The sequence below is a fragment of the Pseudomonas sp. NPDC089406 genome (assembly GCF_044900265.1).
Lineage (GTDB): Bacteria > Pseudomonadota > Gammaproteobacteria > Pseudomonadales > Pseudomonadaceae > Aquipseudomonas > Aquipseudomonas fakonensis.
Window position 1 is genome coordinate 169481 of sequence record NZ_JBJDNC010000009.1, and the last position, 10957, is coordinate 180437.

The following is a 10957-nucleotide window of genomic DNA, read 5'->3' on the forward strand; positions in this document are numbered from 1 at the left end:
AGGAGCAACTGTCTTGCTCAATTTCTAAGAGCTGGTGCGATCCCTGTGGGAAGCGGCCTTGTGTCGCGATGGAGGGCGCAGCCCTCCCGGCAATCGCGAAGGCATAAAAAAAAGCCCCGGCTCACACCGGGGCTTCTTCTTGCAGCTTGTCACTTACAACGTGCTGCTCAGCTTACGCCTGAACCACCGGGATCTTGGCGTTGGCTGCCGCTTCGCGGAACTCGGCGATCTGGTCGAAGCTCAGGTAGCGGTAGACGTCGGCAGCCATGCTGTCGATGTCTTTCGCGTACTGCATGTACTCCTCGACGGTCGGCAGCTTGCCGATGATCGAAGCGACCGCAGCCAGCTCGGCCGAGGCCAGGTACACGTTGGTGGCGTCGCCCAGGCGGTTCGGGAAGTTACGGGTCGAGGTGGAGACCACGGTGGAACCGGTCTGCACACGTGCCTGGTTACCCATGCACAGCGAGCAGCCTGGCATTTCCATGCGTGCACCGGCCTTGCCGTAGATGCCGTAGTAGCCTTCTTCGGTCAGCTGGTGGGCGTCCATCTTGGTTGGCGGGGCCAGCCACAGACGGGTAGGGATACCGCCCTTGACCTTGTCCAGCAGCTTGCCGGCAGCGCGGAAGTGGCCGATGTTGGTCATGCACGAACCGATGAACACTTCGTCGATCTTCTCGCCCTGTACCGAAGACAGCAGGCGGGCATCGTCCGGGTCGTTCGGCGCGCAGAGCACAGGCTCCTTGACGTCGGCCAGGTCGATTTCGATGATTTCGGCGTATTCGGCATCGGCATCGGCCGACAGCAGCTCAGGCTTGGCCAGCCAGGCTTCCATGGCCTGGGCGCGGCGCTCCAGGGTGCGTGGGTCGCCGTAGCCTTCGCCGATCATCCAGCGCAGCAGGGTGATGTTCGACTGCAGGTACTCGGCGATGGCCTTCTCTGGCAGCTTGATGGTGCAACCGGCAGCAGAGCGCTCGGCCGAGGCGTCGGACAGCTCGAAGGCTTGCTCGACGGTCAGTTCGTCCAGGCCTTCGATTTCCAGGATGCGGCCGGAGAAGGCGTTTTTCTTGCCCTTCTTCTCGACGGTCAGCAGGCCTTTCTGGATGGCGTAGTAAGGGATGGCGTGGACCAGGTCACGCAGGGTGATGCCTGGCTGCAGCTTGCCCTTGAAGCGCACCAGGATCGACTCTGGCATGTCCAGCGGCATCACGCCGGTGGCGGCGGCGAAGGCTACCAGGCCGGAGCCGGCCGGGAACGAGATGCCGATCGGGAAGCGGGTGTGCGAGTCGCCACCGGTACCCACGGTGTCCGGCATCAGCATGCGGTTCAGCCAGCTGTGGATGATGCCGTCGCCCGGGCGCAGCGACACGCCGCCACGGGTGCGGATGAAGTCTGGCAGGGTGTGGTGGGTGGTGACGTCGATCGGCTTCGGATACGCCGCGGTGTGGCAGAACGACTGCATGACCAGGTCGGCCGAGAAGCCCAGGCAAGCCAGGTCTTTCAGCTCGTCGCGGGTCATCGGGCCGGTGGTGTCCTGGGAACCGACGGTGGTCATCTTCGGCTCGCAGTAGGCACCTGGGCGCACGCCCTGGCCTTCTGGCAGGCCACAGGCGCGGCCGACCATCTTCTGCGCCAGGGTGAAGCCCTTGCCGGTGTCGGCAGGCTGCTCTGGCTTCTTGAACAGGTCGGAAGCACCCAGGCCCAGCTCGGCGCGGGCTTTTTCGGTCAGGCCACGGCCAACGATCAGTGGGATACGGCCGCCGGCGCGAACTTCATCGAGCAGCACTTCGGTTTTCAGCTCGAAGCTGGTGACCAGCTCGTCGCTGCCGTTGCGGCGCACTTCGCCCTTGAACGGGTAAACGTCGATGACGTCGCCCATGGCCAGGTTGGTGCAGTCGAATTCGATCGGCAGGGCGCCAGCGTCTTCCATGGTGTTGTAGAAGATCGGGGCGATCTTGGTGCCGAAGCAGAAACCACCGGCGCGCTTGTTCGGCACGTTCGGGATGTCGTCGCCGAAGAACCACAGCACCGAGTTGGTGGCGGATTTACGCGAAGAACCGGTACCGACCACGTCACCGACGTAGGCGACCGGGTGGCCCTTGGCCTTGACTGCTTCGATCTGTGCCAGCGGGCCGACCGAACCTGGCTGCGAAGGCTCGATGCCGTCGCGGGCCATTTTCAGCATGGCCAGGGCGTGCAGCGGGATATCAGGGCGCGACCAGGCGTCCGGGGCAGGGGACAGGTCGTCGGTGTTGGTTTCGCCAGGCACCTTGAACACGGTCAGGGTGTACTTGTCGGCGATGGCCGGGCGGCTGGTGAACCACTCGCCGGCAGCCCACGAGTCGAGTACGGCCTTGGCGTGGGCGTTGCCCGCCTTGGCTTTTTCGGCCACGTCGTGGAAGGCATCGAACATCAGCAGGGTGTGCTTGAGCTGTTCGGCCGCGACGGCGCCCAGTTCGGCGTCATCCAGCAGCGTTACCAGCGTTTCGATGTTGTAGCCGCCCTGCATGGTACCCAGCAGCTCGGTGGCGTGCTTGCGGTCGATCAGCGGCGATTTTGCCTCGCCCTTGGCGACGGCGGAGAGGAATGCGGCCTTGACGTAGGCAGCTTCGTCCACCCCTGGCGGTACGCGGTTGGTGATCAGGTCTACGAGGAAGGCTTCTTCGCCGGCCGGCGGGTTTTTCAGCAGCTCGACCAGGCCTGCAGTTTGTTCGGCGTTCAGCGGCTGGGGCACGATACCCAGAGCGGCACGCTCTTCGATGTGTTTGCGGTAGGCTTCAAGCACAGTTATTACCCTCATCAGTGGTCCCTAAAGGGGGTCCGGGACGCTCATCCAGCATTCCTTGCACCCATGCGCAGCAACGGCTTTTTGAGCCGCGGTGCCAGGGTCGCAGAGAATCCTTACAGAAGCTGTTTTCAAAGTTTTACGCCTGTAGAACGGGAGGCTGATGAGGGGTTGGTGCGGGACACGCCAGGTGCCTGGCCCGAACCAACGCCGTTCTACCGGATGAACTGTGCTCGTGACGCTTTGAAAACAGCTTCCAACGGACATTGTTGCCTTGAAAAGGCGGATTGATTCTACGGCAAAAAATGCCCGATGGTAAGGCGCAGAAGATGACTTTAACGGGTGACCCTGGTTAGACAAAGGGCTAACATGAACCCGTGTTCCACCGCCAAGCCGTTGTTTTTCCATGTCCAACCAGTCCATCAAGACCCCTTGCGTCGGCCTTTGCTCCACCGTCTACGGTGACCTGGTGTGCCGTGGCTGCAAGCGCTTCCACCACGAAGTGATTCACTGGAACGGCTACGACGACGAGCAGAAACGCGCCGTGTGGCTGCGCCTGGAGCAGTTGCTGGTGCAGGTGATGATGGCCAAGCTCGAGGTGTTCGACAAAGAACTGCTGCGCCAGCAGCTGGAGAACCGTTCGATCCGCTTTGTCGCGCATCAGTCCGAATACTGCTGGGCGTACCAGCTGATCGCCCGCGGCGCGCGGATGATCCGCGAGCTGGAAGCCTACGGGATGGTGTTGCTGCCGGAGTTTCGCGATTGGGACCTGCCGCAACTGCGCGATGCGATCGACCGCGAGTTCTTTTTGCTTTCAGAGGCGCATTACCAGCGCTATATCGCCCCGAGTTTCTTGCGCGATGCCATGGGGCAGGGTTAACGGCTGCTGGCCTCTTCGCGGGTAAACCCGCTCCCACAGGTACAGCGTCGGTCTTCAATCGCGCGCGACACCTGTGGGAGCGGGTTTACCCGCGAAGCAGGCGATGCAGGTGTGCAGTCAGTCGCCGGTGTACTCACACCCGCTGGTGCAGGTCTCGTGAATGCGCACCTTCGACAGCTCCGGCAGCAGCGGCTTGACCTGCTCCCAGATCCACTTGGCGATCACTTCGCTGGTGGGGTTTTCCAGGCCCGGGATGTCGTTCAGGTAGTTGTGGTCCAGTTGCTCGTAGATCGGCTTGAAGATCGCCTTGATTTCGGAGAAGTCGCGGATCCAGCCGGTGTGCGGGTCGAGCGGGCCGGTCAGGTGCAGGGCCACCTTGAACGAATGGCCATGCAGGCGGCCGCACTTGTGCCCGGCGGGGACGTTGGGCAGGCGGTGGGCCGATTCGAATGTGAACTCTTTGAAAATTTCCACGCGTCATAACTCTGTGTGTAACGAAGATTGCGCGCAGTCTACCAGCATGCCCGCTACAAGGCTTGCAGCCGATCGTGCAACTGCCCGGTGGCGATCAGCTCGAGCAACTCGTCGCCCAGGCGCCGGCTTTCGGCAATCGCCTTGTACCAGTAACGCTTGCGACTTGGCGCATCGCCCATGAAGCGCTTGAAATCGTTGCGGTCGGGCAGCTTGCCGAAGGGCAGGGCGGCCAGGTACTGCGGCGATGGTGTCATCAGCAGCACGTTCTGCAGGCGTGTGGCGTCGCCCCGGCGCCAGGGCAGCGCCTTGTCGAACCAGCCGGGTACTACCTTGTCGGTGAAGTGCGGGTACAGCACCAGGTCGTCGCCCTGGTACGGCAGGTCGAGGTGGTAGTCCAACAGGCCGCCGTCGCGGTAGGTGCCGGCGCCGGCGCCGGGGATGTCGCGCACACCTTCCATCACCATCGGGATCGAGCCCGAGGCCAGCAAGGCGTGGCGCAGGTTGGCCAGGTTCAGCGCCAGGCAGCGCGAGGGGAAGTCGGTCAGCGGGCCCAGCGGCGGCGCGCTGCGCTGGTCGTGCAGGATCACCCGCTCGAAGTGCCGGGCCAGGTTGGCGCGGCCCAGCAGGTTGCTGGCCAGCACCGAGCCCAGGCCCATGCCCAATCGCCCACGGTGGTCGTGGGCCAGTTGGCCGTGGCTTTTCACCACCAGAATGTTCAGCCGGTAGTGGGGGTTGGCGAGGATCTGCCCGTCGCGGCCTTGCAGCAGGTCGTCGAGCATGCGCTGGCAGCTTTGGCTGATCTGCCGTGGCGTGACGCCCTTGGCGAAGTCCTGCTCGGTGTACAGCTCACCCAGCCGGCGGATGCCCTCGACCGGGTCGTCCAGGCAGGCGCTGGCGAAGCGCCAGGAGCCGATCGAGGCGCCGATCAGCGCGCGTTGGCGGGGCGCCGAGGGCAGCCATTCACCGAACAGCGCCAGGTCCAGGCCCTGGATGCCCAGCGGCTTGGGGCCGCCGGCGGCGCCGGGCAGCACGCCCACATCGGCTGCCAGCAGGCCGCGTTCGCGGATCTGCTGCAGTGCGCGTTGGCCTGCCTTGAAGGTCAGGGCGGGGTACTTGATGTGGATGGCGGTCATGGCGCGGTCCGTGCGGGGCGGGTGAGGCAGTATAAAGGCAGATGCCTCCCCGCACGCAGCGTGGGAGCAACTGTCTTGTGCTGCCTGAACCGGCCTCATCGCCGGCAAGCCGGCTCCTACAGGTACAGCGCTTGACTCTGGCCTCGCGCAACCTTGTGGGGGCGGGCTTGCCCCGCGACAGGGGCGGTACAGGCTATACAGCACCTGCGCTATCATGCGGCCAGCTGTTTTCAGGTTGAATTAAGGACCTGCGGTTAGTCTTGTTCCCGTAGACAACGCATACATCTCCAAGGAGAGACCCCATGAAAACTTTGACTGCCCTGTTCACCGCCGCCGCCCTCGCATTCGGTGCCAACGCCGCCTTCGCCAAGGACGTGCAGCCCGACGAAGTGGTCAAGCTGGTCAACGCCAAGACCATCAAGTCGCTGGATGAACTCAAAGCCACTGCCGTGGCCAAACATCCCGGCGCCACCGTGACCGACTCGGAGCTCGAGAACGAATACGGCCGCTACATCTACAAGGTCGAGTTGCGCGATGCGCAAAACGTCGAATGGGACGTCGACCTCGACGCCAAGACCGGTGAAGTGCTGAAGGACGAGCGAGACAACTGATGAGCGAGTTACCGCGAACGGCGCGCTACCTGGCACTGGCCCTGCTGGCCGCCTGTTCGCTGGCCGCCGCCCGCGACCTGGACCAGGATGAAGCCCTCGAGCTGCGCAAGCAGGGCATCATCCTGCCGCTGGAACAACTGCTCGAAACCGCCCTGGGGCGTTACCCCGGGGCGCGCCTGTTGGAGGCGGAGCTGGAAGAAAAGCACAAGCGCTACGAATATGAGGTCGAGCTGCTGACCCCCCAGGGCGTGGTGCGCGAGATCAAGCTCGATGCCCGCACCGGTGCGTTGCTCAAAGACGAGGAAGACGACTGAATGCGCCTGTTGCTGGTCGAAGACAATGTGCCCCTGGCCGACGAGCTGACCACCGCCCTGCAACGCCAGGGTTATGCCGTGGACTGGCTGGCCGATGGCCGCGATGCGGTGTACCAGGGCCAGAGCGAACCCTATGACCTGATCATTCTCGACCTGGGCCTGCCCGGCCTGCCGGGGCTCGAGGTGCTGGCGCAGTGGCGCGCGGCGAAGCTGGCCACCCCGGTGCTCATCCTTACCGCTCGCGGCTCGTGGGCCGAGCGCATCGAAGGGCTCAAGGCCGGTGCCGACGACTACCTGACCAAACCCTTCCACCCCGAAGAGCTGCAACTGCGCATCCAGGCCCTGCTGCGCCGGGCCAAGGGGCTGGCCAACCAGCCGCGGCTGGAGGCTGCCGGCCTGCACCTGGACGAATCGCGCCAATGCGTCAGCCGCGAAGGCGTCGACATCCAGCTCACCGCGGCCGAGTTTCGCCTGCTGCGTTACTTCATGTTGCACCCGGGGCAGGTGCTGTCCAAAAGTCACCTGGCCGAGCACCTGTATGACGGCGAGACCGAGCGCGATTCCAATGTGCTTGAGGTGCACGTCAACCACCTACGGCGCAAGCTTGGCCGCGCGGTGATCGAGACCCGCCGCGGCCAAGGCTACGTGTACGCCGGGAGCGCCGCGTGAAGTCGATTCAGGCGCGCCTGAGCCTGGGCCTGGTGGCGGTACTGGTGGTGGTGGGCCTGGGTGTGGCGCAACTGACGCTGTGGCTGTTCGAGGCGGGCTTGCAGCGCTACCTGGAAACCGGCCTGCGCAAAGAGAGCGAGAACCTGCTGGTGGCGCTGGTGCGCGGGCCGAATGGCTTGCAGCTGGATGAGCGGCGGATTTCCTCGGCCTACCAGCGGCCGTTCTCGGGTTACTACTTCCGCATCGATTTCGACCAGGGCACCTGGCGTTCGCGTTCGTTGTGGGACCTGGACATGCCCAAACCCGCCAAGCCTGGCCTGGACGATGGGCACGAGCTGGGCCCTGAGGGCCAGCAACTGCTGGCCTACCGTGGCGACTACCGGCGCTTGGGCCAGGACATCTCGATCAGTGTGGCCCAGGACTATTCGCCGGTGCGTGAGGGCTTTCGGCGCATGCAGCAGATCGGCCTGGGCATCGGCCTGGTGGCGCTGGTGCTGGTGCTGGTGCTGCAGCGCATCACCGTAACCCGCTCGCTGCGCCCGTTGGAGCGCGCCCGCCGGCAGATCGCCCAGTTGCAGCAGGGCCAGCGTTCGCAGCTGGACGCCGAAGTGCCCAGCGAGTTGCAGCCGCTGGTGGACCAGATCAACCACCTGCTGGCCCATACCGAAGACAGCCTGCGCCGCTCACGCAATGCGCTGGGTAACCTCGGGCATGCGTTGAAGACGCCGCTGGCGGTGCTGCTGAGCCTGGCCGCCAGCGAGCGCCTGCAAGGTTTGCCCGAGGTGCAGGCGCAGTTGCGCGAGCAGTTGGAGCAGATCCAGCAGCGCCTGGCCCGTGAACTGAACCGCGCGCGCCTGGCCGGCGATGCGCTGCCCGGCGCGCAGTTCGACTGCGATGCCGAGTTGCCGGGGTTGCTGTCCACGCTCGGGATGATCCACGGCGAAGGTTTGCTGCTGGCGCGCGACGTGCCGCCCGGGCTGCTGCTGCCGTGGGACCGTGAAGACTTGCTGGAGCTGCTCGGCAACCTGCTGGACAACGCCTGCAAATGGGCTGACAGCGAGGTGCGCCTGGGCATTGCGCCGAGCACCGAGGGTTACCAGCTGTGGGTGGACGACGACGGCCCCGGCATTCCCGAGAGCCAGCGCCTGCAGGTGCTGGAGCGTGGTTCGCGGCTGGACGAGCAGGTCGACGGTCATGGCCTGGGCCTGGGCATCGTGCGCGATATCGTCGAGGCCTGGGGCGGGCGCATGGCCTTGCTCGACAGCACCCTGGGCGGGTTGCGGGTGAGCATCGAGTTGCCGCGCAAGCATCGTTGATCAGCATGCTCCCCGTGTAGGAGCGGCCTTGTGTCGCGAATGGGCTGCGAAGCAGCCCCGGGATATATGCGTGAATGCTGAAATCACTGGGGCTGCTATGCAGCCCATTCGCGACACAAGGCCGCTCCTACACAGGGCTACCCTGCAAAAATATTGCACATCAAGCGCACTTTTTTGAATTAGCCCCAAAACGGTGCGCCCGGCACAATCCCTCCCCACGAAACCCCTGCGGTTTCCATCTCTCCATGGACGGAGCCCCTTGCGTTATTGCATTTGCAATACAGGGCCCAGGCCGGTTGCGCTGGGCTTTCTTTTCCACCATAAAAAATACGACCCCATTATTTCGATGTCTGCCACGCGTCCCGAAAGCCGTCTGCAGCGCCTGCTACCGGCGCCCCTGAACATCCCCCCCAAAGAATGGTTGCGCGCAGGCCTTGGCGGGCTGCTTGGCCTGTTTCTCGCCGGCTACCTGTGCAGCCTGGCTTACGGCCCGTCCATCGCCCTGCATCTACTTGGCCCGCTGGCGGCCTCGGCGGTGCTGGTGTTCGCCGTGCATTCCGGCCCGTTGGCCCAGCCGTGGCCGGTACTGGGTAGCTATGCGTTGGCCGGCGCAGTAGGCCTGGCCATGCGCCACAACTTCGGAGACGGCCTGTGGGTGGCTGCCGCCGCGCTGGGTATCGCCCTGGTGCTGATGTGCCTGCTGCGCTGCCTGCACCCGCCGGGTGGCGGTGTGGCGGCCAGCGCAGTGCTGGCCGACCCGGGGTTGGTGGCCATGGGCGATCACCTGCTCGAGCCGGTGCTGCTCAATGCGTTGATCCTGGTGGCGGTGGCGGTGCTCTACAACCGCCTCACCGGCGTGCGCTACCCCAAGGGCGCCACGCCGCGCAAGGACCTGCACCACACCCACGACCCGCTGCCCGGCGAGCGCGTGGGCATCAGCGCAGACGACCTGGACCAGGCTTTGGAAGAGATCGGCGAGTTCGTCGACGTGACCCGCGACGAGCTGGAGCGGATCATCCTGGCCACCGAGCAGCACGCTTTGCAGCGCAGCCTGGGTGGCATTACCGCTGGCGCCGTGATGTCCCGCGACGTGCAGTCGGCCAACCCCGGCACCACCCTGGAGCAGGCCTGGAAGATGCTCGACGGGCATCACCTGAAGACCCTGCCTGTGGTGGAAAACGGCCGCCTGGTGGGTATCGTCAGCCTCAGTGACCTGGTTGGCCCGGCCATGGCCCGCAGCCGCTTCAGCTGGCGCGGGTTGTTCCGCCGTCAGACCGTGCGCCTGGAGCAGGTGATGAGCCGGCGGGTGGTCAGTGTCGGTAGCACTCACCCGCTGGAGCGCCTGCTGCCGCTGCTCAGCGAGCAGGGCCTGCATTGCCTGCCGGTGCTGGATGATGGACGCCTGGTGGGGGTGATCACCCAGACCGACCTGATCGCCGGCCTCAAGCGCCACCTGCTCAATGCCGCGGCACTGGCCTCAGATAACCGGGTCCCAGCGCTGTGACCAGTCGCTCATGTCGCCGGCCACCAGCCGGCGCAGCACGCTGAAGGCCTGCTGCAGGGCCTCGCTGTCACGCTTGCGGGCGTACACGAGGAAGGTCGGGTAGGTGAACTCCGGCGCCTGCGGCACCCGCTCGAACACCCCGCTTTGCAGGTAGGCCTGCACCACCCGTGTGCGGAAGTAGCCGCTGCCGCCGCGGTCGAGGATGAACTGCAGGGCCAGTGGCCCGAGGTTGAAGCTCAGCGCCGGGCGCGACAGGTCGGGCAGGGCGGCGTCGTGCTGGCGGCGGAAGGCCTCGCCCCAGTCGATATAAATGTACGGATCCGGGGCATCCGCCCGGCGCACGCGGATCAGTTTTTCTTCCATCAACTGCTCCACCTGCAGCCCCGGGCCGTAGGTGGGCTGGTATACCAGTGCGGCGTCCAGCAGGCCCATTTCAACTTTGCGCAGCAGTGATTCGCCGTCGCTGACTTCGCTGCGGATGGCGTGGCTGGGCAGCTCGACGTGCAGGGCGCTGACCCAGTCGAGCATCATCGGGTTGCCCAAGCTCACCTCGCCGCCGATGTGCAACACCTGCTGGCAGCCGTGGGGCAGGGGCAGGTCGCGGCGGGCGGCTTCCCAGGTTTGCACCAGCTGGTTGGCGTAGGTGACGAAGGCCTCGCCGTCGCTGGTCAGGCTGGCGCCGTTGTGGTTGCGGATGAACAGCTGGCAGCCCAGTTGCTGCTCCAGGCGCTGGACGCGGGCGCTGATGGCGGTCTGGGAGACGAACAGGCGTTCGGCGGCGGCGGCCAGGCTGCCGCAGCGGACGATTTCCAAGAAGGTTCGGGCCTGGTCGATGTCCATTGGGCTGCTCTGTGGTGGGGGTTGGGTATTCTAGAGCGGTTTGCACCGAAATGGGGCTTTGGGTTGCCTGAGGGGGCTAGGGGCTGGCTTGTCGGCGATGGCGTTGGTGTGGGCGTTTCATATCTTGCGGTGTACGTTGTTGATCTGTTGATCTGTTGATCTGTTGATCTGTTGATCTGGTTGTAGCTGTTTTAGTTGGTTTTGGAAGTTGTATGCGCATTCATTATTTATAGTGACGCTTATTCACCTTTCCGCCCTTACGGCGGCTCACTTTTTGAGGGATCAAAAAGTAAGCAAAAAATCCTCGCTCCATTCATACGGCCCCTGCGCTGCGCTCCGGGGTTCCCTCACTCCGGGCTTGCTCCGGGGGTACGCGCCGACGGGCCGTCCCTGGCCCGATCGGCGCTCGACCGGCATCCATGCCGGTCGCCCCC

General features: G+C 64.8%; 10 protein-coding genes. 6 read left to right on the top strand and 4 right to left on the bottom strand.

Annotated elements, in window-relative coordinates:
* Nucleotides 1–172: 172 nt before the first annotated feature.
* A complete protein-coding gene (gene acnB / locus ACI2KK_RS09225; protein WP_404668705.1) occupies nt 173–2782 on the bottom strand; it encodes a bifunctional aconitate hydratase 2/2-methylisocitrate dehydratase in 2610 nt (869 codons plus the stop codon).
* Between the two features lie 406 nt (nt 2783–3188).
* Here acnB and ACI2KK_RS09230 point away from each other — a divergent pair, with 406 nt between their 5' ends.
* Nucleotides 3189–3662, top strand: a complete 474-nt coding sequence (locus ACI2KK_RS09230; RefSeq protein ID WP_217842750.1) for a DUF1289 domain-containing protein — start codon at nt 3189–3191, stop codon at nt 3660–3662.
* A gap of 117 nt (nt 3663–3779) precedes the next feature.
* Here the strand turns inward: ACI2KK_RS09230 and queD are convergent, their stop codons facing one another.
* Together queD and ACI2KK_RS09240 are read right to left on the bottom strand one after the other, a co-directional pair.
* Entirely contained in the window at nt 3780–4136 is a 357-nt protein-coding gene (queD, locus tag ACI2KK_RS09235) for a 6-carboxytetrahydropterin synthase QueD (protein WP_011533154.1), read from the bottom strand.
* Between the two features lie 53 nt (nt 4137–4189).
* Nucleotides 4190–5269: a patatin-like phospholipase family protein gene (locus ACI2KK_RS09240; protein ID WP_404668693.1), complete on the bottom strand. Its 1080-nt coding sequence runs from the start codon at nt 5267–5269 to the stop codon at nt 4190–4192.
* Between the two features lie 302 nt (nt 5270–5571).
* On the opposite strand from ACI2KK_RS09240, the gene ACI2KK_RS09245 reads away from it, so the two are divergent.
* The 5 genes from ACI2KK_RS09245 to ACI2KK_RS09265 all read left to right on the top strand — a co-directional run bounded on the left by ACI2KK_RS09245 (nt 5572) and on the right by ACI2KK_RS09265 (nt 9683).
* Entirely contained in the window at nt 5572–5880 is a 309-nt protein-coding gene (locus tag ACI2KK_RS09245; protein ID WP_217888518.1) for a PepSY domain-containing protein, read from the top strand.
* Nucleotides 5880–6194 (top strand): PepSY domain-containing protein, encoded by a 315-nt coding sequence (locus tag ACI2KK_RS09250; RefSeq protein ID WP_217842753.1) that lies wholly within the window; start codon nt 5880–5882, stop codon nt 6192–6194. The genes ACI2KK_RS09245 and ACI2KK_RS09250 overlap by 1 nt, the downstream gene beginning before the upstream one ends.
* On the top strand, nt 6195–6863 hold the full coding sequence (locus tag ACI2KK_RS09255; RefSeq protein ID WP_404668694.1) for a response regulator transcription factor: 669 nt from the start codon (nt 6195–6197) through the stop codon (nt 6861–6863).
* The gene (locus ACI2KK_RS09260) at nt 6860–8179 is read left to right on the top strand and encodes a sensor histidine kinase (RefSeq protein WP_404668695.1); all 1320 of its coding nucleotides are present in this window, start codon (nt 6860–6862) and stop codon (nt 8177–8179) included. Before ACI2KK_RS09255 ends, ACI2KK_RS09260 begins: the two co-directional genes overlap by 4 nt.
* 346 nt (nt 8180–8525) lie before the next feature.
* Nucleotides 8526–9683, top strand: a complete 1158-nt coding sequence (locus ACI2KK_RS09265) for an HPP family protein (RefSeq protein ID WP_404668696.1) — start codon at nt 8526–8528, stop codon at nt 9681–9683.
* Here ACI2KK_RS09265 and ACI2KK_RS09270 read toward each other — a convergent pair.
* Nucleotides 9657–10523, bottom strand: a complete 867-nt coding sequence (locus ACI2KK_RS09270; protein WP_404668697.1) for a LysR family transcriptional regulator — start codon at nt 10521–10523, stop codon at nt 9657–9659. The genes ACI2KK_RS09265 and ACI2KK_RS09270 overlap by 27 nt on opposite strands.
* Between the last annotated feature and the right edge of the window lie 434 nt (nt 10524–10957).

Bases quoted from the DNA above. Each gene is read 5' to 3' on its own strand.
- ACI2KK_RS09250 (WP_217842753.1), top strand. From the start codon at position 5,880: ATGAGCGAGTTACCGCGAACGGCGCGCTACCTGGCACTGGCCCTGCTG.
- ACI2KK_RS09240 (WP_404668693.1), bottom strand. From the start codon at position 5,269: ATGACCGCCATCCACATCAAGTACCCCGCCCTGACCTTCAAGGCAGGC.
- ACI2KK_RS09255 (WP_404668694.1), top strand. From the start codon at position 6,195: ATGCGCCTGTTGCTGGTCGAAGACAATGTGCCCCTGGCCGACGAGCTG.
- ACI2KK_RS09270 (WP_404668697.1), bottom strand. From the start codon at position 10,523: ATGGACATCGACCAGGCCCGAACCTTCTTGGAAATCGTCCGCTGCGGC.
- ACI2KK_RS09245 (WP_217888518.1), top strand. From the start codon at position 5,572: ATGAAAACTTTGACTGCCCTGTTCACCGCCGCCGCCCTCGCATTCGGT.
- ACI2KK_RS09230 (WP_217842750.1), top strand. From the start codon at position 3,189: ATGTCCAACCAGTCCATCAAGACCCCTTGCGTCGGCCTTTGCTCCACC.
- ACI2KK_RS09265 (WP_404668696.1), top strand. From the start codon at position 8,526: ATGTCTGCCACGCGTCCCGAAAGCCGTCTGCAGCGCCTGCTACCGGCG.